This window comes from Pectobacterium sp. IFB5596 (assembly GCF_021432585.1).
Taxonomy (GTDB): domain Bacteria; phylum Pseudomonadota; class Gammaproteobacteria; order Enterobacterales; family Enterobacteriaceae; genus Pectobacterium; species Pectobacterium punjabense.
Window position 1 is genome coordinate 140,309 of sequence record NZ_LXFY01000012.1, and the last position, 26,426, is coordinate 166,734.

The 26,426-nt window shown below is 51.3% G+C and carries 23 protein-coding genes and 6 tRNA genes; 26 read left to right on the top strand and 3 right to left on the bottom strand.

Annotation, left to right across the window (positions count from 1 at the left end; genetic code table 11):
• Positions 1 to 16: 16 nt before the first annotated feature.
• Complete coding sequence (gene nagE, locus A6301_RS10420; protein WP_107168292.1) at positions 17 to 1,513, bottom strand: N-acetylglucosamine-specific PTS transporter subunit IIBC; 1,497 nt, start codon at positions 1,511 to 1,513, stop codon at positions 17 to 19.
• 346 nt (positions 1,514 to 1,859) lie between these two features.
• Here nagE and nagB point away from each other — a divergent pair, with 346 nt between their 5' ends.
• The 11 genes from nagB (at position 1,860) to A6301_RS10475 (ending at position 8,574) form a co-directional block, all read left to right on the top strand.
• The gene (gene nagB, locus A6301_RS10425) at positions 1,860 to 2,660 is read left to right on the top strand and encodes a glucosamine-6-phosphate deaminase (RefSeq protein ID WP_107168293.1); all 801 of its coding nucleotides are present in this window, start codon (positions 1,860 to 1,862) and stop codon (positions 2,658 to 2,660) included.
• A gap of 19 nt (positions 2,661 to 2,679) precedes the next feature.
• A complete protein-coding gene (nagA, locus tag A6301_RS10430; RefSeq protein ID WP_107168294.1) occupies positions 2,680 to 3,825 on the top strand; it encodes an N-acetylglucosamine-6-phosphate deacetylase in 1,146 nt (381 codons plus the stop codon).
• A gap of 94 nt (positions 3,826 to 3,919) precedes the next feature.
• Complete coding sequence (locus A6301_RS10435; RefSeq protein WP_234257892.1) at positions 3,920 to 5,143, top strand: ROK family protein; 1,224 nt, start codon at positions 3,920 to 3,922, stop codon at positions 5,141 to 5,143.
• A 203-nt stretch (positions 5,144 to 5,346) separates the two neighbouring features.
• Entirely contained in the window at positions 5,347 to 7,011 is a 1,665-nt protein-coding gene (asnB, locus tag A6301_RS10440) for an asparagine synthase B (RefSeq protein ID WP_039472522.1), read from the top strand.
• A 218-nt stretch (positions 7,012 to 7,229) separates the two neighbouring features.
• Positions 7,230 to 7,306, top strand: a tRNA-Met gene (locus tag A6301_RS10445).
• A 6-nt stretch (positions 7,307 to 7,312) separates the two neighbouring features.
• A tRNA-Leu gene (locus A6301_RS10450) sits at positions 7,313 to 7,397 on the top strand.
• Positions 7,398 to 7,453: 56 nt separating this feature from the next.
• A tRNA-Gln gene (locus A6301_RS10455) sits at positions 7,454 to 7,528 on the top strand.
• 35 nt (positions 7,529 to 7,563) lie between these two features.
• Positions 7,564 to 7,638: transfer RNA gene (locus tag A6301_RS10460), tRNA-Gln, on the top strand.
• 54 nt (positions 7,639 to 7,692) lie between these two features.
• Positions 7,693 to 7,769: transfer RNA gene (locus A6301_RS10465), tRNA-Met, on the top strand.
• Between the two features lie 6 nt (positions 7,770 to 7,775).
• A tRNA-Gln gene (locus A6301_RS10470) sits at positions 7,776 to 7,850 on the top strand.
• A gap of 133 nt (positions 7,851 to 7,983) precedes the next feature.
• Positions 7,984 to 8,574, top strand: coding sequence for a hypothetical protein (locus A6301_RS10475; RefSeq protein ID WP_234257735.1), 591 nt, complete (start codon positions 7,984 to 7,986; stop codon positions 8,572 to 8,574).
• Between the two features lie 25 nt (positions 8,575 to 8,599).
• On the opposite strand, the gene ubiF is transcribed toward A6301_RS10475, so the two are convergent.
• The gene (gene ubiF, locus A6301_RS10480) at positions 8,600 to 9,766 is read right to left on the bottom strand and encodes a 3-demethoxyubiquinol 3-hydroxylase (protein WP_234257736.1); all 1,167 of its coding nucleotides are present in this window, start codon (positions 9,764 to 9,766) and stop codon (positions 8,600 to 8,602) included.
• A 227-nt stretch (positions 9,767 to 9,993) separates the two neighbouring features.
• Here ubiF and miaB point away from each other — a divergent pair, with 227 nt between their 5' ends.
• From miaB to A6301_RS10525, 9 genes are all read left to right on the top strand, one after another.
• Positions 9,994 to 11,418: a tRNA (N6-isopentenyl adenosine(37)-C2)-methylthiotransferase MiaB gene (gene miaB / locus A6301_RS10485; RefSeq protein WP_107168299.1), complete on the top strand. Its 1,425-nt coding sequence runs from the start codon at positions 9,994 to 9,996 to the stop codon at positions 11,416 to 11,418.
• A gap of 339 nt (positions 11,419 to 11,757) precedes the next feature.
• Positions 11,758 to 12,816 (top strand): PhoH family protein, encoded by a 1,059-nt coding sequence (locus A6301_RS10490; protein ID WP_039472515.1) that lies wholly within the window; start codon positions 11,758 to 11,760, stop codon positions 12,814 to 12,816.
• Complete coding sequence (gene ybeY / locus A6301_RS10495; protein WP_234257738.1) at positions 12,813 to 13,292, top strand: rRNA maturation RNase YbeY; 480 nt, start codon at positions 12,813 to 12,815, stop codon at positions 13,290 to 13,292. The genes A6301_RS10490 and ybeY overlap by 4 nt, the downstream gene beginning before the upstream one ends.
• Before the next feature lie 128 nt (positions 13,293 to 13,420).
• A complete protein-coding gene (gene corC / locus A6301_RS10500) occupies positions 13,421 to 14,299 on the top strand; it encodes a CNNM family magnesium/cobalt transport protein CorC (protein ID WP_010285415.1) in 879 nt (292 codons plus the stop codon).
• A gap of 7 nt (positions 14,300 to 14,306) precedes the next feature.
• Positions 14,307 to 15,836, top strand: a complete 1,530-nt coding sequence (lnt, locus tag A6301_RS10505; RefSeq protein WP_234257893.1) for an apolipoprotein N-acyltransferase — start codon at positions 14,307 to 14,309, stop codon at positions 15,834 to 15,836.
• Between the two features lie 407 nt (positions 15,837 to 16,243).
• The gene (locus A6301_RS10510; protein ID WP_234257739.1) at positions 16,244 to 17,140 is read left to right on the top strand and encodes an amino acid ABC transporter substrate-binding protein; all 897 of its coding nucleotides are present in this window, start codon (positions 16,244 to 16,246) and stop codon (positions 17,138 to 17,140) included.
• Positions 17,141 to 17,359: 219 nt separating this feature from the next.
• Positions 17,360 to 18,100 (top strand): amino acid ABC transporter permease, encoded by a 741-nt coding sequence (locus tag A6301_RS10515; protein WP_010285409.1) that lies wholly within the window; start codon positions 17,360 to 17,362, stop codon positions 18,098 to 18,100.
• A gap of 3 nt (positions 18,101 to 18,103) precedes the next feature.
• Positions 18,104 to 18,778: a glutamate/aspartate ABC transporter permease GltK gene (gene gltK, locus A6301_RS10520; protein ID WP_014914631.1), complete on the top strand. Its 675-nt coding sequence runs from the start codon at positions 18,104 to 18,106 to the stop codon at positions 18,776 to 18,778.
• Positions 18,778 to 19,503: an amino acid ABC transporter ATP-binding protein gene (locus tag A6301_RS10525; RefSeq protein WP_005976306.1), complete on the top strand. Its 726-nt coding sequence runs from the start codon at positions 18,778 to 18,780 to the stop codon at positions 19,501 to 19,503. The genes gltK and A6301_RS10525 overlap by 1 nt, the downstream gene beginning before the upstream one ends.
• Before the next feature lie 308 nt (positions 19,504 to 19,811).
• On the opposite strand, the gene A6301_RS10530 is transcribed toward A6301_RS10525, so the two are convergent.
• Positions 19,812 to 20,294, bottom strand: a complete 483-nt coding sequence (locus A6301_RS10530; protein ID WP_234257740.1) for a zinc ribbon-containing protein — start codon at positions 20,292 to 20,294, stop codon at positions 19,812 to 19,814.
• 310 nt (positions 20,295 to 20,604) lie between these two features.
• On the opposite strand from A6301_RS10530, the gene leuS reads away from it, so the two are divergent.
• The 6 genes from leuS to rlmH all read left to right on the top strand — a co-directional run bounded on the left by leuS (position 20,605) and on the right by rlmH (position 26,418).
• On the top strand, positions 20,605 to 23,187 hold the full coding sequence (leuS, locus tag A6301_RS10535) for a leucine--tRNA ligase (protein ID WP_234257741.1): 2,583 nt from the start codon (positions 20,605 to 20,607) through the stop codon (positions 23,185 to 23,187).
• A gap of 14 nt (positions 23,188 to 23,201) precedes the next feature.
• On the top strand, positions 23,202 to 23,756 hold the full coding sequence (lptE, locus tag A6301_RS10540; RefSeq protein ID WP_014700736.1) for an LPS assembly lipoprotein LptE: 555 nt from the start codon (positions 23,202 to 23,204) through the stop codon (positions 23,754 to 23,756).
• A complete protein-coding gene (gene holA, locus A6301_RS10545) occupies positions 23,753 to 24,778 on the top strand; it encodes a DNA polymerase III subunit delta (protein WP_215484532.1) in 1,026 nt (341 codons plus the stop codon). Before lptE ends, holA begins: the two co-directional genes overlap by 4 nt.
• Positions 24,775 to 25,434, top strand: a complete 660-nt coding sequence (gene nadD / locus A6301_RS10550; RefSeq protein ID WP_205543285.1) for a nicotinate-nucleotide adenylyltransferase — start codon at positions 24,775 to 24,777, stop codon at positions 25,432 to 25,434. The genes holA and nadD overlap by 4 nt, the downstream gene beginning before the upstream one ends.
• A 194-nt stretch (positions 25,435 to 25,628) precedes the next feature.
• A complete protein-coding gene (gene rsfS / locus A6301_RS10555; protein WP_010284049.1) occupies positions 25,629 to 25,946 on the top strand; it encodes a ribosome silencing factor in 318 nt (105 codons plus the stop codon).
• Between the two features lies 1 nt (position 25,947).
• Positions 25,948 to 26,418 (top strand): 23S rRNA (pseudouridine(1915)-N(3))-methyltransferase RlmH, encoded by a 471-nt coding sequence (gene rlmH, locus A6301_RS10560; protein WP_015730925.1) that lies wholly within the window; start codon positions 25,948 to 25,950, stop codon positions 26,416 to 26,418.
• The last annotated feature ends 8 nt before the right edge of the window (positions 26,419 to 26,426 follow it).

Below are 26,426 nucleotides of genomic sequence, written 5' to 3' on the forward strand. Positions count from 1 at the left end.
AAATACCGCCATGATATTACGACTTGGCATGCTCCACTTTCAACGCCGTTGCAATCGATTCAGCCTGCGTCCCCACAACAATCTGCACGCTTTGTTTATTCAGGCGAATAACGCCCGCCGCGCCAAGACGTTTCGCCAGTGCATCATCAACCAGAGAGGAATCAGCCACGTTCAAACGCAAACGAGTGATACAGGCATCGATGCCAATCAGATTGGCTTTGCCACCCAACGCCTGCAAATACCCCTGTGCCAATTCAGCCGTATCGTTTGACTTCTTGCCCGAAGACGCCTTAATCACGTCATATCCATCGGCCTCGCTACCGCTCACTGCCAGCTCACGTCCCGGCGTTAACAGATTGAAGCGCGTGATGGTAAAACGGAACACGACATAGTAAATGACGAAGAACACCAGCCCCTGTGCGAGCAGCATATACCACTGCGTTGCAAGCGGGTTGCGCGAAGACAGCACCATGTCCACCAAACCGGCGCTGAAACCAAAACCGGCAATCCAATGCATACTGGCTGCAATAAAGACGGAAAAACCTGTCAGCAACGCATGCAGGAAATACAACACCGGCGCGACAAACATAAACGAAAATTCCAGCGGCTCGGTAATCCCGGTGAAGAATGAAGCAAATGCCGCTGCCAGCATAATCCCGGCCACTTTGCTTTTGTTCTCAGGACGCGCGCAGTGGTAAATCGCCAGTGCGGCTCCCGGCAGGCCGAACATCATAATTGGGAAAAAGCCCGCCTGATAACGTCCGGTGATCCCCACCACGGCTTTGCCAGAATCAATCGACTGTTGGCCAGCCAGGAAGTTAGGAATATCGTTGATACCCGCCACATCAAACCAGAACACAGAATTCAGCGCATGGTGTAACCCAACAGGGATCAGTAGACGGTTAAAGAACGCATAAACCCCAGCGCCAGCCGATCCCAACTGTTGAATCTGCTCACCGAACGACACCAGCGCATTGTAAATGACTGGCCAGACGTACATTAAAATGAACGCGACCAGAATCATCAGAAAAGAAACCAGAATCGGCACCAGACGCCGCCCGCTGAAGAACGACAGCGCCTTCGGCAGTTCAACCTGACTAAAGCGGTTATACAGTTCAGCGGACATCACACCGACGAGAATCCCGATGAACTGGTTTTCAATTTTGCCAAACGCAGCTGGCACCTGTTCAACGGGAATTCGCTGAATCATAGCAACCACTGCGGGGGAACACAGTGTAGTCAGCACCAGATAACCGACAAAGCCGGTCAATGCTGCCGCGCCATCCTTATCTTTCGACATACCGTAAGCGACACCGACCGCAAACAGCACCGCCATATGCCCAATAATCGCCTCACCCGATTTGATGAGAAGTGCCGCCAATGCGTTCTCGCTTCCCCATCCAACCGGATCAAGCCAATAACCTATCCCCATCAGGATAGCGGCAGCAGGCAGCGTCGCGACAGGCACCATCAATGCCCGGCCGACTTTTTGTAAATAGCTCAGAGTACTCACTTTTCCCTCTCTTACCTTTGCGAGGTAAATGAAATGTTGTGGGGCAAACAAACCTGCCAATCAATTTCACTGCCGAAAAACTTCACTGTAGAAAGCTTCATTGTCAAAAAATCTGGCCAGCGGTGGTTCCAGGAGGAGTGTAAGAAAAATAATTCGCCACACAAATTAATCACCGTAATTATGTGATAAAAATCACCAAAAAACTGCATACAAAAAGTTTATACCTGAATAAAACCCCAACTTATTTCAAGATTAAAAAAAACAGAGTAGACTAATTTTAATGCATAGACAGACGCGTCACTGGCGCGATGACGTATTTAATTTCACCAGAAATAGGAGAGCGCTGATGAGACTCATACCTTTAACTACCGCCGCAGACGTCGGAAAATGGGCCGCCCGCCACATCGTTGAGAGAATTAACGCTTTCAAGCCCAGCGCAGAGCGCCCTTTTATCCTCGGGTTGCCAACAGGCAGCTCACCACTAGAAGCCTACAAATCGCTGGTCGCCATGCACAACGCCGGCCTGGTGAGTTTCAAATACGTCGTGACCTTCAATATGGATGAATATGTCGGCCTGCCGACTGACCACCCGGAAAGCTATCATACCTTCATGTATCAGAATTTCTTCAATCACATTGATATTCCGCGTGAAAACATTAACCTGTTGAACGGTAACGCCGAAGACACCACAGCAGAATGTCGCCGTTATGAAGAGAAAATAAAATCCTACGGGAAAATTCATCTTTTCATGGGCGGCGTGGGCAACGATGGGCACATCGCCTTCAATGAGCCTGCTTCTTCTCTGGCTTCCCGCACCCGTATCAAAACGTTGACGGAAGAAACCCGTATCGCGAATTCCCGTTTCTTCGGCGGGGACGTCAATTTGGTGCCTAAATTTGCCCTAACCGTTGGCGTTGGTACGTTGCTGGATGCCGAAGAAGTGATGATTCTGGTGACCGGACGCAACAAAGCACAAGCGCTACAGGCTGCGGTAGAAGGCAACGTCAACCACATGTGGACCATCAGCTGTCTGCAACTCCATGCTAAAGCCATCATGGTTTGTGATGAGCCTTCAACGATGGAACTCAAAGTAAAAACCGTTAAATATTTCCGTGAGTTAGAAACGGAAAGTATGAAAAATCTCTAACCGATCGCGGGAGTTGATGATGTACGCGTTAACCCATAGCCGGATTTTTACCGGCCATCAGATTTTGGATAATCACGCCGTGGTGATTGCCGATGGGCTGATCGAGCAGGTCTGCCCACTTGCCGACCTCCCTTCTGGCATTGAACAACACGACTTGGGCGGTGCGTTCCTCGCCCCGGGGTTTATCGATCTCCAGTTGAACGGCTGTGGCGGCGTGCAATTCAACGACTCGCTGGACACGATCTCCGTCAATACGTTGGAAATCATGCAACAGGCGAACCAGCGTTCAGGCTGCACCAGCTTTTTACCTACGCTGATTACCTCCAGCGATGCGTTCATGAAACACAGCATCAAGGTAATGAGAGAGTGGCTGGCGCAGAATAAGCATCAGGCGCTTGGGCTACATCTCGAAGGTCCGTGGCTGAATGTGATAAAAAAAGGCACGCATGACCCTGCTTTTATTCGCAAGCCAACGCAAGATCTCGTCGACTTTCTGTGTGCCAACGCGGATGCCATTACGAAAATTACGCTGGCACCAGAAGAAGTCGAACCGTTGTTCATCCGCCAGTTGACGGCGGCAGGTATCATCGTCTCTGCTGGGCATTCTAACGCCACCTGGGAACAGGCTAAGCTGGGTTTCGCCGCAGGTATTCGTTTTGCAACCCACCTGTTCAACGCCATGCCGTACCTGACAGGTCGCGAGCCTGGACTCGTTGGCGCGATTTATGATGCCCCTGAAGTCTATTGCGGCATTATCGCGGATGGCCGACATGTGGACTGGGCCAACATTCGCAACAGCAAGCGCATTAAAGGCGATAAGCTGGTGTTGGTCACTGACGCCACAGCACCAGCAGGCGCGGATATTGACCAGTTCATTTTTGCTGGTAAAACCATATACTACCGTGATGGCATTTGTGTCGATGAACACGGCACCCTAAGCGGTTCGGCACTGACGATGATTGACGCCGTGCGTAATAGCGTCGAACACGTTGGTATCGCACTGGATGAAGCCATTCGGATGGCGACGCTCTATCCCGCTCGTGCCATTGGTGTCGACAAACGGCTAGGCAGCATTGAAAGCGGTAAAGTGGCGAACCTGACCGCCTTTGACCGTGATTATCACATTCTCAAGACATTTGTTAACGGCCACCCTGTTTGGGGGTAAAGCGAAAAGCGTCTTGGGGTAACGCGGAAATACGTTGGGAAAAACCAAACAAGGTTTCCCCAACGTTGAGTTAAACCTAAGCGAGTACTTCTTAATGACCACAGGCGGACAGGCGCAGATAGGGAATGTCGATCTGGTTAAGCAATTAAACAGCGCGGTAGTTTACCGCCTGATTGATCAGCAAGGCCCGATCTCACGGATTCAGATTGCAGAGCAGAGCCAGCTTGCACCCGCCAGCGTCACGAAAATCACCCGCCAGCTTCTGGATCGCGGGCTAATCAAGGAAGTCGATCAACAGGCTTCCACAGGTGGCAGACGTGCCATTTCGATTATCACCGAAAATCGTCCTTTTCATACCATCGCCGTACGTCTCGGCCGTTATGACGCCACCATTGCGTTGTACGATTTGCAGGGAAAAGCACTGGAAGAAGCACACTACGAACTGCAAGACAAAACGCAGGCGTCGCTGGAAGGTACGCTTTTTCAGTCTATCAGCGGCTTTATCGCCAGCCACCAGCGCCGTATCCGCGAGCTTATTGCAATTTCTGTGGTGCTGCCGGGGTTGGTTGATCCGGTTGCAGGCATCGTTCGCTATATGCCACATATCAGCGTAGATAACTGGCAACTGGTTGAAAACCTGCAACGTCGCTTCAATGTCACCAGTTTTGTCGGTCACGACATCCGCAGCCTGGCGCTGGCGGAACACTATTTCGGTGCGACCCACGATTCACTGGATTCTATTCTGGTACGCGTCCATCGGGGTACGGGGGCGGGTATTCTCGTCAACGGGCAGATTTTTCTTGGCAGCAACGGCAACGTGGGTGAAATCGGCCATATTCAAATCGATCCACTCGGCGATCGTTGCCACTGTGGTAATTTCGGCTGTCTGGAAACGATCGTCGCCAACGGTGCGATTGAACAACGCGTACAACATCTGCTGCGCCAAGGCTACCCCAGCAAACTGTCTGCGAATAACAGTACGATTTCAGCAATTTGCAAAGCAGCGAATCGAGGCGATGCCCTCGCCCGTGAAGTGATAGAACAGGTTGGACTCAACCTCGGCAAAGCGCTTTCCATCGCGATCAATCTGTTCAACCCGCAGAAGGTCGTGATCGCTGGTGAAATTACCGAAGCAGAAAAAACGCTGCTTCCTGCGATTCAACGCTGCATCAACGCGCAGGTGCTAAAAGAATTTCGTCATAATCTGCCGATTCAGATCTCAAGCCTTAACCATCTTTCCGCTATCAGCGCCTTCGCCTTGGTTAAACGTGCGATGCTAAACGGCGTGCTACTTCAGCAATTACTCGAAAACGCGTGATTCCCTTTCTAGCCGGATTATGTAATCACTAAAAATCCGGCCTTTCCCCTTTGTTAATTTGACGAATCAACACAAAATCCGCTAAATAATTATCGAAACACCACGCCAAGCGCTTTTTTCATTAAATAATATTGAATTCCCATAGTGTTTTGATGCTAAATCAATAGCACTAAGGCCGAATTCGTAATTACTGGGAGTCATGTATGTGTTCTATTTTTGGTGTGCTTGATCTGAAAAGCGATCCTGTTGAACTGCGTAAGAAAGCGCTGGAGTTATCTCGTTTAATGCGTCATCGCGGGCCAGACTGGTCCGGCGTTTATGCCAGCGACAAAGCGATTCTGGCTCACGAACGTCTGTCTATCGTTGACGTCAACACGGGCGCACAGCCACTTTACAACGCCGAGCGCACCCACATTCTGGCCGTAAACGGTGAAATTTATAACCATCAGGCATTGCGTCAGCAATACGGTGACCGTTACGCGTTTCAGACTGGCTCCGACTGCGAAGTCATTCTGGCGCTGTATCAGGAAAAAGGCCCGGAATTCCTGGACGAACTGCGCGGCATGTTCGCTTTTGCACTGTATGACAGCGAAAAAGACGCCTACCTGATTGGCCGTGACCATCTCGGCATTATCCCACTGTATATGGGCTACGATGAGCACGGTAACCTCTACGTCGCATCTGAAATGAAAGCGCTGGTGCCGGTTTGCCGTACGATCAAAGAATTCCCAGCAGGCAGCTACCTGTGGAGCAAAGACGGCGAAATTCGTGAATATTACCAGCGAGACTGGTTTGATTACGACGCAGTAAAAGACAACGAAACGGATAAAGAAGCACTGCGCGACGCGCTGGAAGAAGCGGTGAAAAGCCACCTGATGTCTGACGTGCCCTACGGCGTGTTGCTCTCTGGCGGCCTGGATTCTTCCGTTATCTCCGCAATCACCAAAAAATATGCCGCACGTCGCGTAGAAGATGACGAGCGTAGTGAAGCCTGGTGGCCTCAGTTGCACTCTTTCGCCGTCGGCTTGGAAGGCGCACCAGACCTGAAAGCTGCACAGGAAGTCGCTAACCATCTGGGCACCGTGCACCACGAAATTCACTTCACCGTGCAGGAAGGGCTGGATGCGATCCGCGACGTGATTTATCACATCGAAACCTATGACGTCACCACGATTCGCGCGTCAACGCCGATGTACCTGATGTCGCGTAAAATCAAAGCGATGGGCATCAAAATGGTGCTGTCAGGCGAAGGCTCTGACGAGGTGTTCGGCGGCTATCTCTATTTCCACAAAGCGCCAAACGCCAAAGAACTGCATGAAGAAACCGTGCGTAAGCTGCTGGCACTGCATCAGTATGACTGCGCACGTGCCAACAAAGCGATGTCAGCCTGGGGCGTGGAAGCTCGTGTGCCTTTCCTGGACAAAAACTTCCTCGATGTCGCCATGCGCATCAACCCGCGCGACAAAATGTGCGGCAACGGCAAGATGGAAAAACACATTCTGCGTGAGTGCTTTGAATCCTACCTGCCGCACAGCGTTGCCTGGCGTCAGAAAGAACAATTCTCTGACGGCGTAGGCTACAGCTGGATCGACACGCTGAAAGAAGTGGCAGCGAATCAGGTTACCGATCAACAGTTGGAAACTGCACGTTTCCGCTTCCCGTACAACACGCCTGGCTCCAAAGAAGCGTACCTGTACCGTGAAATCTTTGAAGAGCTGTTCCCGGTTCCAAGCGCAGCAGAATGCGTGCCTGGCGGCCCGTCAGTCGCCTGCTCGTCGGCTAAAGCGATTGAGTGGGATGAATCCTTCAAAAAACTGGATGATCCATCAGGCCGCGCAGTTGGTGTGCACCAATCAGCCTACAAATAATTTGATTTAGTTTTATCAGTCAACGGGCCTTTATGGCCCGTTTTTGTAGGCTTAATTGACTGGGATTACGTGCTTTTTGGCGTTTTTCTCACCATACTGTTCACAACCCAAACAAACGATACATCAAGGGCACTTTTCGGGAAAAAACTAGTTGACGCAATTAGACCAACTACGCATAATGCGCCCCGCAACGCCGATGAAGGTAGCGCGGAAAAGATGGCTACGTAGCTCAGCTGGTTAGAGCACAGCACTCATAATGCTGGGGTCACAGGTTCGATTCCCGTCGTAGCCACCATCTTTTGCGGGAGTGGCGAAATTGGTAGACGCACCAGATTTAGGTTCTGGCGCCGCAAGGTGTGCGAGTTCAAGTCTCGCCTCCCGCACCATGTTATCTTTTCGGCTTAACATCGCTTTTCGAAGCCTGTTAGTGTTTTGTAGTGATTGGGGTATCGCCAAGCGGTAAGGCACCGGTTTTTGATACCGGCATTCCCTGGTTCGAATCCAGGTACCCCAGCCATTTCAAAATACATGCCGAAAAATTTGTTGTTCTGTTGGGGTATCGCCAAGCGGTAAGGCACTGGTTTTTGATACCAGCATTCCCTGGTTCGAATCCAGGTACCCCAGCCATCTACTTGATAGTAGAAGATTTTCTTGAAGTGAATTGATAATAGCAGTATATTTGGCTACGTAGCTCAGCTGGTTAGAGCACAGCACTCATAATGCTGGGGTCACAGGTTCGATTCCCGTCGTAGCCACCACATTTTTGGGGTATCGCCAAGCGGTAAGGCACCGGATTCTGATTCCGGCATTCCGAGGTTCGAATCCTCGTACCCCAGCCAAATAAAGCTGGTAAAACAGCAAACAAACAGGGCGACAGTCGAAAGACGTCGCCCTGTTTGTTATGTCGGGTATTAACGTAGTCTGGTGCTAACATATCCCGAATCAATCATTCGATTTTCCCAAAAGGGCGGCATGAAGGTTTTATCTACATTCTTTGTTACTCATGATCTCAGTCTCGTCGTATCATCGCGGCAATCCGCTATACGCGAGCGGTTAAGCACGTTGCTACTCAGTCTAGCCCTGCTGTTTTGCTTCTCCGCTCCAGCTTATGCCGCTAATGTCGCTTCTTTCAAGATTTCATCACAAGAGTTTGCTGACAGAATGAATGCCAACCTGACGCAACTCAATATCCCTCTCAAACTGACCATTAATCTGGAGAAGGGACATTCCGTTGATGATTTTCAGCATATTTTCAATGAGCATGTCGGGTTAATCGGATCGGCTGAGAAAAAAAATCAACAACTCACAGGGCTCATCGTGTTTAGCGCCTCATCAGAATCCGCCGAAACTGCGACACAAAACCTGCAAATCGTCACAGCCGCATTTTCTGCGCTATTAGGTGGAGATAACATCGAAAACCGTGAAGTGACCGAGATGATGTACGGCCTGCTTCAGGATAGCCGAACCTCAGATAAAGGCATTCGGCAGATAGGGAATACTCGCTTTACGGCAACAACTAATGAGGACACCGATATTATCTTTACCGCCGAGCCAGTACGATAGCAGGCGGCGTCCTCATTATCATCAATCAAACACCAATGGCATATTTCAATGCGCGCTGTTTTAACACGCCAGCGCGCTGTGCGACCATCAGCGCCATATTACGTGCAAAGCTCAGCGGCGGTAATGCGTTACTGAACGCGTTATAGAATAAATCCATCCCACTTTGCATCATCAGGTTATCCGGCATACGACGACACTGATAACGGCGTAAAATCCGTTCAGAAGACCACTCTTCCCCCGCATTGCGTGCGTTGATCAACACATCCAGCAGCGCCTCAACATCTCGATACCCTAGGTTAACACCCTGCCCTGCCAGCGGATTAATGGTATGCGCGGCATCGCCCAGCAGCACTAAACCGGGTTTGATATAAGTTTGCGCATGACGTCTGACCAGAGGGAATGACCCCGCGGAGAATGCCTTTACTGTACCCAATCGCTCTGGAAACGCGGCGGTAATCTCTTTATCCAACTGTGTGAGCGGCATAGCCTGAAGCTGGCGAATACGCTGCGGGCTGTCATACCACACTAGCGACCCCCATTCGCCAAACAGCGGTAAAAATGCACGCGGGCCACTCGGCGTGAACTGTTGCCAGGTAACATCCTGCTGCGGCTGCAAAGTCTCAACGCCGATCAACATACAAGACTGACGATACTGCCAGCCGCTGATGCCAATTCCCGCCCACTGGCGAACCTGAGAGTTCGCGCCATCAGCGCCAACCACCAGTGAAGCCGTCAGCTGTTGTCCATCGGCAAGCTGTAAACACCAGTCATCCCCCATACGTTGCAGGTTCTGCGGCGTTGCCGGACAGTAACATTGGCAATGCTCTTCTTCCTGTAAGCTTTCCCAGAGCGCCAATTGCAGCACGCGATTTTCCACCATAAAGCCCAGCTCAGGCAGGTGAATGTCGGCGGCATCGAAAACCACTCTGGCATTCGCCCATTCCCAGGTTTCCAGCCGGCGATAAGGCGCACTACGCATCTGCTGCACTCGCTGCCATACGCCCAGCTCTTTCAGCAACGCAACCGACGCATAACCAATCGCCGAGATCCGTAAATCTGGCGGGCTGGCGGCATCAAACGGCGCCGGCATGTCCTGCTCAATGACCGCAACCTGAAATCCCTGTTGTGCTAGCCCAAGCGCCGCAGCCGCACCGACCATACCACCGCCAACCACAATCGCATCGTAATGCATATTGGCTTTATCCCCTCTGATTCTGGTTTATTCACACCAGTAAAAATGCATGAAAATAGTGTACTGGATTTACGGGAGATTTTTCAGAAAAGCCGCATTTTTATAGAAAGTAAGGGGTTATCAAATCAGCGCAGTTTCCGGCACTGGTCACAACGCCAGCGAACGATTACAATACCCGCCCCAAATGAGGGGAATCTTTCTTATCCGCACTGAGTAATGGCAAGTCGATGACAAAAAAACTGCATATTAAAACCTGGGGCTGTCAGATGAATGAGTACGATTCATCAAAGATGGCTGATTTACTGGGAAGTACGCACGGCTATGAGCTTACTGAAATCGCTGAAGAAGCCGATGTCCTGCTGCTCAATACCTGTTCGATCCGTGAAAAGGCGCAGGAAAAGGTCTTCCATCAACTTGGTCGCTGGAAAGCGCTGAAAGATCTTAATCCGAACCTGATTATTGGCGTCGGTGGCTGCGTTGCCTCACAGGAAGGCGCACATATTCGTGAGCGAGCGCACTACGTTGACGTTATTTTTGGCCCGCAAACCCTGCACCGCCTGCCGGAAATGATTAATCACGTTCAGGGCACGCGTAGCCCCATCGTTGACATCAGCTTCCCTGAAATCGAAAAATTTGACCGTCTGCCAGAACCGCGCGCTGAAGGGCCGACGGCGTTCGTCTCCATTATGGAAGGCTGCAATAAATATTGCACATTCTGCGTGGTGCCTTATACCCGTGGCGAAGAAGTCAGCCGCCCGTGTGATGATGTGCTGTTTGAAATCGCTCAGCTTGCAGCGCAAGGCGTACGTGAAGTTAACCTTCTGGGACAAAACGTTAACGCCTATCGCGGTGAAACCTATGACGGTGAAATCTGCTCTTTTGCCGAGCTGCTGCGCCTGGTCGCCGCCATCGACGGGATCGATCGTGTCCGCTTCACTACCAGCCATCCGATTGAATTCACAGACGATATCATCAGCGTTTATGAAGATACGCCAGAGCTGGTCAGCTTCCTGCATTTGCCAGTACAAAGCGGCTCTGACCGCGTATTGACGATGATGAAACGCCGTCATACCGCGCTGGAATACAAAGCTATCATCCGTAAACTGCACAATGCGCGTCCTGGCATCCTGATCAGTTCTGACTTTATCGTCGGTTTCCCTGGCGAAACGCAAGCTGACTTTGAACAGACCATGAAGTTGATTGCCGATGTGAATTTCGACATGAGCTACAGCTTTGTCTATTCCGCTCGTCCGGGAACGCCGGCTGCGGATATGGTCGATGATGTACCGGAAGAAGAGAAAAAACAGCGTCTATACCTTCTGCAAGAACGTATTACCCAGCAGGCAATGCGGTTTAGTCGCCTCATGCTGGGCACCATCCAGCGTATTCTGGTAGAAGGTACTTCGCGTAAGAGCGTGATGGAGCTGTCTGGCCGTACGGAAAACAACCGCGTTGTCAACTTTGAAGGCACGCCAGATATGATCGGTAAATTTGTCGATGTTGAAATCGTTGACGTTTATACCAACTCATTGCGTGGCATCGTGGTGCGTACCGAAGATCAAATGGATCTGCGTGTACATGAATCACCATCTTCCGTGATTGCTCGTACCCGTAAAGAGAACGAGATCGGCGTTGGATTCTACCAGCCGTAATCGATGTTGATGCACTTGAATAGTATTGTGGGTGGCTTTGCCACCCATTTTTTATGGCAAGCCGGAATAGCAGCCCCTTCGGGCCGTTGCTTTGCAACGTTGAAAAACGTTCCCTGCGTTTTTTTATGGCAGGTAGAGATAACCTTCTGCCAGTTTCAATTTCATGCCGCTTACATTTGCTTTTGCGAAGCGGCATCCCAATATCATTATTGTGACTTGCACCATCGGGCATTCACGATGAATAATTCATTCATATGGCGGGCACATCAGGCCGTCTGACAACCGTTCATTTTGTATGGGCAGAATAGCGCCCGTACAGTAACGCTCAAGAGGAATAATTTGAACGTAACGACAAAAGAGATTGCCCTTGAACCCGCAGATAACCAACGCCTACTCAGCCTTTGCGGTCCGTTTGATGACAATATTAAACAGCTAGAGCGCCGCTTAGGCATCGAAATCAATCGCCGAGACAATCAGTTCAAACTGGTCGGTAAAAGCCTGCTGACGCAGGCTGCGGCAGATATTCTGCAACGTCTGTATGTTGATACAGCACCGGTACGTGGCGTCATCGGTGATATCGATCCTGAGCAAATTCACCTTGCGATTAAAGAATCCCGCGTGCTGGAGCAGTCTGCGGAACACGTTCCTGACTATGGCAAAGTGGTCAATATCCGCACCAAACGCGGCGTAATCAAACCGCGCACGCCGAATCAGGCACAGTATGTCGCCAATATCCTCGATCACGACATCACGTTCGGCGTTGGTCCAGCGGGAACGGGGAAAACCTACCTGGCCGTCGCTGCCGCCGTAGATGCATTGGAGCGTCAGGATATTCGCCGTATTCTGCTAACGCGCCCAGCGGTCGAAGCCGGTGAAAAGCTGGGCTTCCTGCCTGGCGATCTAAGCCAGAAAGTCGATCCCTACCTGCGCCCACTTTATGATGCCCTATTTGAAATGCTGGGGTTTGAGCGCGTCGAAAAGCTTATCGAACGCAACGTAATCGAAGTTGCGCCACTGGCTTACATGCGTGGCCGAACGCTGAACGATGCCTTTATCATTCTGGATGAAAGCCAGAACACCACCATCGAACAGATGAAAATGTTCCTGACGCGCATCGGGTTCAACTCAAAAGCCGTCATCACTGGCGACGTTACGCAGATCGACTTGCCGAAAAACCTGAAATCCGGCCTACGCCACGCCATTGAAGTGCTGGCCGATGTGGAAGAGATCAGCTTTAACTTTTTCCACAGCGAAGACGTAGTGCGCCATCCCGTAGTCGCACGGATTGTGAATGCCTATGAAGCGTGGGAAAATGCCGAACAGAAACGTAAAGACGCCTTAGCAGAACAGCGTAAGCGTGAAGCGCAGGCAGCGGCATCAGATCAGGAGCAAAAATGAGTCAGGTGATTCTCGATTTACAAATCGCCAGCGAGCAAGCACAGGGATTACCGGAAGAGAAAGACTTTCAGCGCTGGCTGGAAGGCGTTCTGCCGCAGTTTCAGGAAGTCGCTGAAGTCACCATCCGTATCGTGGATGAAGCAGAAAGCCGCGACCTGAATAACACCTATCGCGGGAAAGACAAGCCGACCAACGTGCTGTCGTTTCCTTTTGAAGCACCGCCTGAAGTCGAACTTCCTCTGCTTGGCGATTTAATCATCTGCCGTCAGGTTGTGGAGCATGAAGCTACAGAGCAGGAAAAAACCGTAGAAGAGCACTGGGCGCACATGGTTGTCCATGGTAGCCTGCATCTGCTAGGGTATGACCATATCGAAGACAGCGAAGCCGAAGAAATGGAAGCGCTGGAAACTGAGATTATGCAAAGTATGGGTTATGCCGATCCTTACCTTGCAGAAAAAGATGGCCTCACCGAATAAATAGAAATACATTTTATCTAGCCCGAGATCGGGAAGATATCGGGTATTTATCTGCTCCACGTCAGCCGCTGTGTCGATTCCAACGGCTGGCAATAATTCCTTAACAAGAGTGATGTTAATTAAAACGCATGAGCGACGACCATTCTCAAAACAGCGATGCACCCAGTCCCAAAAAGGGCTTCTTTTCTCTTATTCTTAATCAGCTTTTTCACGGCGAGCCAAAAGATCGTAACGGTTTACTCACTCTGATTCGTGATTCCGAACAGAATGAACTGATCGATCCTGAAACGCGAGATATGCTCGAAGGCGTCATGGATATCGCCGACCAGCGTGTACGCGACATCATGATCCCTCGCTCGCAGATGATTACGCTCAAGCGCGATCAAACGCTGGAAGAGTGTCTGGACGTGATTATCGAATCCGCCCACTCTCGTTTCCCCGTCATTAGCGAAGATAAAGACCACATTGAAGGCATCCTGATGGCGAAGGATTTGCTGCCGTTTATGCGCAGCGACTCCGAGCCCTTCAGTATGGATAAAGTCCTGCGTTCAGCCGTTGTTGTGCCGGAAAGTAAACGCGTTGATAGAATGCTGAATGAGTTTCGCTCATTGCGCTATCACATGGCGATTGTCATTGATGAATTTGGTGGCGTATCCGGTCTGGTCACAATCGAAGATATCCTTGAGCTGATCGTCGGCGAAATTGAAGACGAATACGACGATGAAGAAGACAGAGATATTCGTCAGCTTAATCGCCAGACTTACACCGTCCGTGCGTTAACCGATATCGAAGATTTTAACGAAGCTTTCGGCACACGGTTTAGTGATGATGAAGTTGACACCATCGGCGGCTTGGTCATGCAGTCTTTCGGCCATCTTCCTGCTCGTGGCGAAACCATCGACATAGAAGGTTACCTGTTTAAGGTTGCGATGGCAGACAGTCGCCGTATTATTCAAGTTCATGTCAGAATCCCTGACAATGCTCCTCAACCAAAATTGGAAGAATAATTTGGCAATGGTTGTCGCTTCTTTTCTACAACGCCAGCAGGTTAAAGCCCTGCTGGCGCTCTTATTTGGTGCCTGTGGCACGCTGGCATTTTCTCCCTTTGATTTCTGGCCTGCGGCGATTATCTCGCTCATGGGGCTACAGGCACTGACGCTCAACCGCACGAGTCGCCAGTCAGCCTGGATAGGGTTTTGCTGGGGGTTAGGTCTGTTCGGCAGCGGCGTAAACTGGGTTTACGTCAGCATCGCGCAATTTGGCGGAATGCCAGGTCCTGTCAATGTGGCGCTGGTCATTCTGCTCGCCGCCTATTTGTCACTCTATCCTCTGCTGTTTTCTGCCCTGCTCTCACGCCTGTGGCCCAAAACCACGCTGTGGCGTCTGGCGATTGCCGCCCCCGTACTCTGGCAATTAACCGAATTTCTACGCGGCTGGGTGCTCACTGGCTTTCCGTGGCTACAATTCGGCTACAGCCAGATTGACGGCCCGCTAAAAGGTATTGCGCCTATTCTGGGTATCGACACCATCACCTTCCTGTTGATGAGTCTCAGTGGGCTACTCGTTTACGCTATCAATCAGCGAAAAATCGCACCGGCGGCCATTGCGATCGGCGTTTTCGTTTTAGCATGGCCGCTACGTAATGTGCAGTGGTACACCCTGCAACCAGAACGCGCCGTCAATGTCGCGTTGGTACAAGGTAATATCCCGCAGGCCATGAAGTGGGAACAAGATGAGCTGTTGAACACGCTGAGAATCTATCTGGATAACAGCCTGCCCTACATGGACAAGGCACCTATCGTTATCTGGCCGGAAACGGCAATTCCCGATATTGAAAGCCGTCAAAACGCCTATTTGAAGCAGATTGACGATATTCTACGTAGCCGTAATAGCAGCCTGATTACGGGTATCGTCGATATCCGGCGCGATGGTAATAAGACCGATTTCTATAACTCAATTATCGTACTCGGCGACAAAGAGCCATACAACTACCCCACGACGAATCGCTACAACAAAAACCATCTGGTGCCTTTTGGCGAGTTTGTCCCGCTGGAAACGCTGTTACGCCCGCTGGCCCCGTTCTTCGATCTTCCGATGTCGTCGTTTAGTCGAGGGGACTATGTTCAGCCGCAGCTTTCTGTGCATGGCTTCAAGCTTAATGCCGCTATTTGTTATGAAATCATCTTAGGGCAACAGGTACGAGATAACTTCCGGCCAGACACCGATATGCTGTTGACCATCTCGAACGACGCGTGGTTCGGCCACTCAATCGGCCCGTGGCAGCACTTCCAGATGGCACGCATGCGTGCGCTGGAATTAGGCCGTCCTCTGGTTCGTAGTACCAACAACGGCGTCACAGCGGTGATTACGCCAGATGGCAAAGTCAGCGCCAGTCTGCCGCAGTTCACGCGTGCAGTGCTGGATACGCAGGTCGTGCCAGCAACGGGGATAACGCCTTATGCGCGCTTCGGTTCCTGGCCGCTCTGGATCATTACGCTACTGGGCGGTGTTGCTGCCATTTTCTTCGGTTTGCGTCGCCGATAACCCGCCCCTCTTCACATCCCTAAGGGCATGCTTTTGCATGCCTTTTTTTATTTCTGGCACGGTATTTGCCTCTTATTACCTTGTAAAGGGTTGTTTCTGTATTTTTTTGGATATTACGTCGGCGTAAAGCTCTCTTACGGGGCAAGTAACGCACCAAATTGGTGCCACCTTCTGACATTGCTGCTATTTGGTGCGGCGGATATCGCAAAAAACAAACATTCCTATTTCAATCTATTTACAATCAGCTACTTTTTAACTGTATAGACAGTAACTTCGCGCTTTAACGGTGCAGCGTTATCACAGAGAAATCGCAAAGCATTATGAGTGATGCAGCAATACGATGTTAGCTTGAAGACAATGTTAACTTGAAAATGACAGGTATATAACGACAGCAAAGGGGTTAGAACATGCAAATGCGTAAACTGGCATTATCACTGCTTCTGCTTGGCACCGCCGCCAGCGTAGCTCAGGCTGAAGATCTGGCCGGTACATTGAAAAAGGTCAAAGATAATGGCGTGATCGTCATTGGACACCGCGAATCGTCCGTGCCTTTTTCTTACTATGACAACACGCAAAAAGTGGTCGGCTACTCTCAAGCCTACTCTGACAAAATTGTCGAAGCGGTTAAGAAAAAACTGGATGCGCCTAATCTGCAGGTCAAGCTACTCCCTATCACCTCTCAGAACCGTATCCCACTGTTGCAGAACGGTACCTTTGATTTTGAATGTGGTTCAACGACTAACAACCTGGAACGTCAGAAACAAGCCGCGTTCTCTAACACCATTTTCGTGGTCGGTACGCGTCTGTTAACCAAAAAAGATTCCGGCGTAAAAGACTTCCCGGATCTGGCGGGTAAAACCGTCGTAGTGACTTCCGGCACCACCTCTGAAGTTCTGCTGAACAAGCTGAATGAAGAAAAACAGCTGAAAATGCGTATCATCAGTGCGAAAGACCATGGCGACTCCTTCCGTACGCTGGAAAGCGGCCGCGCTGTCGCCTTTATGATGGATGATGCGCTGTTGGCAGGCGAACGTGCGAAAGCGAAAAACGCCGATCAGTGGGATATCGTCGGCAAAGCGCAGTCTGAAGAAGCCTACGGCTGTATGCTGCGTAAAGACGATCCGCAATTCAAGAAACTGGTTGATGACACCATCGCTGAAGTTCAGACCTCCGGTGAAGCTGAAAAATGGTTCGATCGCTGGTTCAAACAACCGATCCCACCAAAAGATCTTAACCTGAACTTTGCACTGTCAGACGAAATGAAAGCGCTGTTCAAAGCGCCAAATGACAACGCACTAAACTAATTAATAATGAGAATAAGGGCAGAGCTATCTGCCCTCTGATTGCTGATTCGTGGCAGGACAGACAGGCATGTGATGGTCGTTCCCCATCACATGTTGCCCCGAGAAATTTCGATAAACAGGAAAATAAACAATACACCTGTAGTTTGAAACAGAACGGGAATATGGCCGCTCATCAATCTTCAGGGTAGCTTCGCTACCCTTTTTTTACCGGAGTTCGTTATGTCAATAGATTGGAACTGGGGCATATTTCTACAAGCCGCCCCCTTCGGCAACACAACCTACCTCGGGTGGATTTTGTCCGGTCTGCAAGTCACCGTCACATTATCTATCTGTGCCTGGATTATCGCCTTTCTTATTGGTTCTTTATTTGGAATCCTGCGTACCGTCCCAAATCGTTTTCTTGCGGGCATTGGCACCTGCTACGTCGAACTATTTCGTAACGTCCCACTGATTGTCCAGTTCTTTACCTGGTATCTGGTGGTTCCCGAGCTGCTTCCCGTCAACATCGGTATGTGGTTTAAAGCCGAGCTAGATCCCAATATTCAATTTTTCCTGTCATCGATGATTTGTCTGGGGCTCTTCACCGCAGCGCGCGTTTGTGAGCAGGTGCGTGCAGGGATTCAATCGCTACCACGCGGCCAGAAAGCCGCCGGGCTAGCAATGGGCTTGACGTTGCCGCAAACCTACCGCTATGTATTACTACCGAATGCGTACCGTGTGATTGTTCCGCCGTTGACCTCAGAGATGCTGAACCTGGTAAAAAACTCGGCCATCGCTTCCACGATTGGTCTGGTTGATATGGCAGCACAGGCAGGGAAACTGCTGGACTATTCCGCCCACGCGTATGAATCCTTTACCGCCATCACGCTGGCGTACGTTGGCATCAATGCCATCATTATGTTGATTATGCAGGTCGTTGAGCGAAAAACCCGTTTGCCGGGCAATATGGGGAGCAAATAAATCATGCATGAATTTGACTGGAGCTCAATTGGGCCAAGCATGCCGTACCTGATTCAGGGGATGGTCGTCACACTCAAAATTACGCTAACGGCGGTGGTCTTCGGGATTGTCTGGGGCACGATTCTGGCGGTAATGCGCCTGTCGCCGATCAAGCCTATCAGTTGGTTCGCCAAGCTGTATGTGAACCTGTTCCGCTCCGTTCCACTCGTCATGGTTCTTCTGTGGTTCTATCTGGTGGTTCCTAGCTTATTACAAAATGTGCTTGGGCTATCGCCGAAAACCGATATTCGACTGATTTCAGCTATGGTAGCCTTCTCGCTGTTCGAGGCAGCCTATTATTCTGAAATCATTCGTGCGGGTATCCTCAGCGTGTCACGCGGTCAATCTTCCGCGGCGTTAGCATTAGGCATGACGCACTGGCAATCCATGAAGCTGGTTATTCTGCCGCAGGCATTCCGCGCGATGGTGCCGCTGTTGCTGACGCAAGGTATTGTCCTGTTTCAGGATACCTCACTGGTTTACGTACTCAGCCTCGCTGATTTCTTCCGTACCGCCTCAACCATCGGCGAGCGAGACGGAACACAAGTTGAAATGATCCTATTTGCTGGGTTCATTTATTTTCTCTTCAGCATTACTGCCTCAATGCTGGTCAGTTACCTGAAAAAAAGGACGGTTTGATGATTTCCCTGAAAAATGTTTCTAAATGGTACGGCCAATTTCAGGTGCTAGCCGACTGCTCCACAGAAGTAAAAAAAGGTGAAGTTGTGGTCGTCTGCGGGCCTTCTGGCTCGGGTAAATCAACCCTGATCAAAACCGTAAATGGTCTGGAACCGATTCAGAAAGGTGAAATTACCGTCAATGGCACTGCTGTTAACGATAAAAAAACCAATCTGGCCCAGTTACGTTCCAAAGTCGGGATGGTGTTCCAGCACTTTGAACTGTTCCCACACTTGTCGATTATCGAGAACCTGACGCTCGCGCAGGTGAAAGTGCTGAAACGTAAGCGTGAAGACGCCAAAGCTAAAGCGCAGAAGCTGTTAGAACGTGTGGGGCTGGCGGCGCACGCCAACAAATACCCAGGGCAGCTTTCCGGTGGCCAGCAACAGCGTGTCGCCATCGCGCGCGCGCTATGTATGGACCCTATCGCGATGTTATTTGACGAACCGACATCCGCACTTGATCCAGAGATGATCAACGAAGTACTGGACGTTATGGTTGAACTGGCGCAGGAAGGTATGACCATGATGGTCGTCACCCATGAAATGGGCTTTGCCCGTAAAGTAGCGCACCGCGTGATCTTTATGGATGAGGGCAAAATCGTTGAGGATACCCGCAAGGATGATTTCTTCAACAACCCACAGTCTGAGCGCGCGAAAGACTTCCTGGCGAAAATCCTGCATTAATAATCAGATACAGCGTGCCGCAAGGCACGCTGCTGACTGGTAAAGCGCGTCGAGCGGTGGTAATGGGTAGATCGTAAAGACGCTGCAAGTACATCCGTGTAAGCTCGGATTGCGCAGATATGAATATCATCCCTGAGATTCACCCTTGCAGGGCAGTCGCAAGCGACGTTCAAAAGCGTTCCTGACGCTTTTGTCCATGGCGCAAACGCTTTACTCTTCTATCCCATTATCACCGTTCTCGTTCTGTAAATCGGTTTGCCAAAAATCTTAATATGCCGTAAGGCAGCTTATTTACTGCTCCTACAGCCCTACGGCTGAAACGGCTGGCGGTGGAACAGGTCATGTGAGCATTTCGGGCACAGTGGCAAGACCTCCGGCGTGTAGAACGCAATATGGTGATGGCAGTTCTCACACACCAGATTACCTAACCCCACCACTTCACCGCTGTGGTACACCCCGTGATGGTTCACATCTTTAAAAAGCTCGCGCCACTCCAACTGCGTTTTATCCGTAATATCCGCCAGTTCCTGCCACAAACTTTCCTTAATCACTCGCATAAAAACGCTGTCGGTGAATTCATCCTGACTTTCACTATAGCTGCGGCCAAACTCTTCCAGATCGCGCTGAACAGCCTGAATCACCTGTTCTATTTCTTTCTGCGTCAGCTCCGAGCCTTCCTGCAAGGTTTTGCGGGCGCTCTGCACCAGACTATCAAGATCGCGTTCACCGTTGTTCAGCCGGGCTGTAACTGAAGCCATTAACTCGCGGTAATAGCGGGCTAGTTTATTCATGCTTCCTCCTGAATAAGCGGGTTGAGGGGCGATAAAGCACGACTATTCGCCGTCTGGCACACCAAATCAAAAACCGATATGTTGCCTATCTCTCTCTATTTTAGATTATTTTTCCCGCACAACTGAGGAAATTGTCGTCAATTTGCGCAATTCATCGCAGTATGCCGCTCGCAAATCATAAATATTCCTCAGTCAGGCGCTGGGTGTTGTTGCCTGCGCCGCTTACGGCTATGCTATGCGGATCTTTTGTTATGAATCAGAACAGGCTACTCACGTAGCGATTCTCCACTAAACAGGACCCCTGGCAGCCATGCAAGAGCAATACCGCCCAGAAGAGATAGAAGCGGACGTCCAGCTTCACTGGCAAGAGAAGCAGACATTTAAAGTCACCGAACAGCCTGGCAAGGAAAAATACTATTGCCTTTCCATGCTACCTTACCCTTCTGGTCGACTACATATGGGCCACGTCCGTAACTACACCATCGGTGACGTGATTTCCCGCTATCAGCGCATGTTGGGTAAAAACGTTCTGCAACCAATCGGTTGGGATGCGTTTGGCCTGCCAGCTGAAGGCGCTGCGGTCAAAAATAATACCGCGCCAGCGCCCTGGACCTATGCCAACATCGATTACATGAAAAACCAGCTCAAGCTGCTGGGCTTTGGCTATGACTGGGATCGTGAAGTCGCGACCTGTAAACCAGACTACTACCGCTGGGAACAGTGGTTCTTCACCAAGCTGTACGAAAAAGGTCTGGTGTATAAAAAAACCTCCGCCGTTAACTGGTGCCCGAACGACCAAACCGTGTTGGCGAACGAACAGGTTATCGACGGCTGCTGTTGGCGCTGTGACACCAAGGTTGAGCGCAAAGAGATTCCGCAGTGGTTTATCAAAATCACCGCTTATGCCGACCAACTGCTGAACGATTTGGATACGCTGGAAAGCTGGCCTGAGCAGGTCAAAACCATGCAGCGTAACTGGATTGGCCGTTCCGAAGGTGTAGAAATCACCTTTGACGTGGCAGACAGCGCAGAGAAACTGACGGTTTACACCACGCGTCCAGATACGTTTATGGGTGTGACCTACGTTGCCGTTGCCGCAGGCCACCCTCTCGCAGCACAAGCTGCCGCAGCGAATCCCGCGCTGGCCGATTTCATTGCAGAATGCCGTAATACCAAAGTTGCCGAAGCCGATATGGCGACGATGGAGAAAAAAGGCATGGCCACCGGCCTGTATGCGATTCACCCGCTGAACGGTGAGAAAGTCGCTATCTGGGTCGCCAACTTTGTTCTGATGGAATACGGCACAGGCGCAGTGATGGCCGTTCCGGGCCACGACCAGCGCGACTGGGAATTCGCCACCAAATATGACTTGTCCATCAAGCCAGTTATTTTGAATTCCGATGGCAGTGAACCCGATCTGTCTGCTGAAGCGATGACCGAAAAAGGCAACCTGTTCAACTCCGGCGAATTTGACGGTCTGGATTTCGACGCAGCCTTCAACGCCATTGCCGATAAGCTGGTAGAGAAAGGCATTGGCGAACGTAAAGTCAACTATCGCCTGCGCGACTGGGGTGTGTCTCGTCAGCGCTACTGGGGCGCGCCAATTCCAATGGTGACGCTGGAAGACGGCACCGTCATCCCAACGCCAGAAGATCAACTGCCGGTGATCCTGCCGGAAGATGTCGTGATGGATGGCATCACCAGCCCGCTGAAATCTAACCCGGAATGGGCGAAGACCACCGTTAACGGTCAGCCAGCACTGCGTGAAACCGACACGTTCGACACCTTTATGGAATCCTCCTGGTACTACGCACGCTATACGTGTCCGCAGTACGACCAAGGAATGTTAGATCCGGCTGCCGCCAACTACTGGCTGCCTGTTGACCAATATGTCGGCGGTATCGAACACGCCATCATGCACCTGATGTATTTCCGCTTCTTCCACAAACTGATGCGCGATGCAGGTCTGGTGACATCTGATGAACCCGCCAAACGCCTGCTGTGTCAGGGCATGGTGCTAGCGGATGCCTTCTACTATCTGGGTAATAACGGCGAGCGCATCTGGGTTTCACCTACCGACGTTACCGTTGAGCGTGATGAGAAAGGTCGCATCGTCAAAGCCGTCGATAACGAAGGCCGTGACGTGATCTACGCCGGTATGAGCAAAATGTCGAAGTCCAAAAACAACGGCATCGACCCGCAGGTTATGGTAGAGAAATACGGTGCAGATACCGTCCGTCTGTTCATGATGTTTGCTTCCCCGGCGGAAATGACGCTGGAATGGCAGGAATCCGGCGTAGAAGGCGCGAACCGCTTCCTGAAACGCGTCTGGAGACAAGCCTTTGAGCACACAGAGAAAGGGGCAACAACGTCGCTGGATGTCGCGACGCTAACGGAAGATCAGAAATCACTACGCCGCGATTTGCACAAAACGATCGCTAAAGTGACCGATGATATCGGCCGTCGCCAAACTTTCAACACCGCAATCGCCGCCATCATGGAACTGATGAACAAGCTGGCGAAAGCGCCGCAGGAAAGCGATCAGGACCGCGCGCTAACGCAGGAAACACTGCTGGCCGTCGTTCGTATGCTCTATCCGTTCACTCCGCACGTTTGTTTCACACTGTGGCAGGCACTGCAAGGTGAAGGCGATGTGGATACCGCACCGTGGCCGGTTGCAGATGAGAACGCGATGGTGGAAGATTCCAAACTGGTCGTCGTTCAGGTTAACGGTAAAGTACGTGGTAAAATTACCGTTGCCGCTGACGCCAGCGAAGAACAGGTTCGCGAACGCGCTGCTCAGGAACCGCTGGTCGCGAAATATCTGGACGGCGTCACGGTTCGTAAAGTGATTTATGTCCCTGGCAAACTGCTTAACCTGGTTGTAGGTTAAGGCAAGGAGGAACTGTGCGACATCGTCTATTCACGTTGTTGCTGGGGCTGGCGGTGTTAATCACCGCTGGCTGCGGTTTTCATCTGCGCGGCACGACACAAGTGCCCACGCAGTTACAAACACTCATCGTCGACAGCAGTGACCCTTATGGTCCGCTAACACGTGCGGTGCGCGAGCAGCTCCGTCTCAGCGATGTAAAAATCGTTGATGATGCGACACGTCAGGATATCCCGTCTCTGCGGGTACTGGGCTCAAGCGAAACACGTGATACTGTCTCTATTTTTCAGGACGGTAAAACAGCGGAATACCAGATGGTGCTAACGTTGCAGGCGCAAGTGCTGATGCCGGGTGAAGATATTTACCCACTCAGTGTGACGGTGTTCCGCACGTTCTTTGATAACCCGCTGGCTGCACTGGCGAAAGATGCCGAACAGGATATCGTCCGTCAGGAAATGCGTGAACAAGCTGCTCAGCAGTTGGTACGTAAGTTGCTGACTATCAACGGTAGTCAGGAAGTCAAAAATCGGCTGCAATCCACCGATTCAACGACTGCCGCCACGCGTTCATGATTCGGCTTTACCCCGAACAACTCACCGCGCAGCTCCATGAGGGGCTGCGCGGTTGTTATTTAGTCTTTGGCTCAGACCCTCTCCTGCTGCAAGAAAGTCTCGATAACATCAAGCGAGTCGCTCAGCAGCACGAATTCAGCGAGCATTTCAGCTTCATTCTGGATCTGCATACCGACTGGGATGCGATTTTCAGTACCTGTCAGGCGCTCAGCCTGTTCGCTTCTCGCCAATCGCTTCTGCTGGTCTTGCCGGAAAACGGCCCGAACGCGGCGATGAGCGACAATCTGGTCAAGCTCTCTGGATTATTACACCCCGATATTTTGCTGATTCTGCGCGGCCATAAACTGACCAAAGCGCAGGAAAACAGCGCCTGGTTTAAAGCGCTGGCACAAGACAGTGTCTATATCAATTGCCTGACGCCGGAACAAGCACAGCTCCCCCGTTGGGTTGCTCAACGCGCCAAAGCCATGAAGTTGACGCTGGATGAACAGGCCACGCAGCTCATTTGTTACTGTTATGAAGGCAACCTTCTCGCGCTGTCTCAGGCGCTAGAACGGCTGGCGCTGCTGTATCCCGATGGCAAGCTGACACTGCCGCGCGTAGAAAATGCGGTAAACGATGCCGCTCACTTCACGCCTTTCCACTGGCTTGATGCATTGCTGGCAGGTAAAGCCAAACGCGCCTGGCACATTTTGCAGCAGCTGAAGCAGGAAGATTGTGAACCTGTCATTTTGCTGCGTACACTACAGCGCGAACTACTACAGCTGTTAGCGCTGAAACGGCACATGTCAGACACGCCGCTGCGTACGTTATTCGATCAGCAAAAAGTGTGGCAAAACCGGCGTGACCTGCTCACACAGGCATTACAGCGGCTCTCTCTTCAGCAGCTACAGCAGGCCGTGCGATTGCTAACGCAGGTGGAAATAACCTTAAAGCAAGACTACGGTCAGTCCGTTTGGTCTGAACTGGAATCACTTGCCATGCTGCTGTGCGGCAAAGCCTTGCCGGAGGCATTCATCTGAATACATCATCCGCAGCACCATCGTTGACCGCGTTTTTTGGCGGCACGTTTGACCCGATTCATTACGGCCACCTTCAACCAGTGACCGCGCTGGCAAAGCTCGTGGGGCTGACTCACGTCGTCCTGATGCCCAATAACGTTCCGCCGCACCGACAGCAGCCCGAAGCCAGTTCCCGCCAGCGTTTTCATATGGCTGAGCTGGCCGTTGAAGGCAACCCACTATTTAGCGTGGACGATCGAGAACTGCAACGACAAACGCCTTCCTACACGATTGATACACTGGAAGCATTGCGGGCTGAAAAAGGCGGCGATGCACCGCTGGGTTTTATCATCGGGCAGGACTCACTGCTGACGCTACACCGCTGGCACCGCTGGCAAGATCTACTCAGCGTTTGCCATTTGCTGGTGTGCGCTCGCCCCGGCTATCGCTCGACGATGGAAACACCCGAATTACAGCAGTGGTTGGACGATCATCTGACGCACACGCCGGACGATCTTCATCAGCAACCGCACGGGCGGATCTTTTTGGCAGACACGCCACTGGTCACCATTTCCGCAACGGACATTCGCCAGCGGCGACAGCACGGTCTGAATTGTCACGATTTATTGCCTCCCATCGTGCTCAATTACATCGACGAACACGGCCTGTACCACTAGCACAGGTTTTCCCGTCCATCAGCCACGGGCTTTATACCACTCGGCAAAAGTGCGTGATATACTCCGCGGCTGGTTTCAATCACCGGGAAAAGCGGGAATTCTCGGCAATTACTCGGTGATTTACGTTTTTCTTAAACAATTCAGCGCCACACGCGTTCATCAGTGACTGATAGAACGCCATTGAGGGGGAACCTTTGCAAGGTCAAGCACTCCAAGACTTCGTTATTGATAAGGTCGATGACTTAAAAGCCCAGGATATCGTTGCACTCAACGTCCAGGGTAAATCCAGCATCACCGATTACATGGTTATCTGTACGGGCACCTCTACACGCCATGTAGCGTCTATTGCCGATCACGTCGTGCAATCTTCACGCGCCGCGGGCCTGATCCCACTCGGAGTAGAAGGCGAAAGCGCCGCTGACTGGGTTGTTGTCGATTTAGGTGACGTGATGGTTCATGTCATGCAAGAAGAAAGTCGCCAGTTGTACGAACTGGAAAAACTGTGGGGCTAGCATGAAACTGCAACTGGTCGCCGTTGGCACCAAAATGCCCGACTGGGTGCAGACTGGTTTCACCGATTATCTGCGGCGCTTCCCGAAGGACATGCCTTTCGAATTACTCGAAATTCCGGCGGGGAAGCGGGGTAAAAATGCCGATATTAAACGCATTCTGGAGCGCGAAGGCGAACAGATGCTGGCTGCGGTGGGCAAAGGCAACCGTATTGTTACGCTGGATATTCCAGGTACTCGCTGGGAAACGCCACAGTTGGCGCAACAGCTTGAGCGCTGGAAACAGGATGGGCGCGATGTCAGTCTGCTGATTGGCGGACCGGAAGGGCTTGCGCCAGAATGCAAAGCCGCGGCGGAACAAAGCTGGTCGCTCTCGCCATTAACGCTGCCGCACCCGCTCGTTCGCGTGCTGGTGGCAGAGAGCCTGTATCGAGCATGGAGCATTACGACTAATCACCCTTACCATCGGGAGTAAGGCGATAC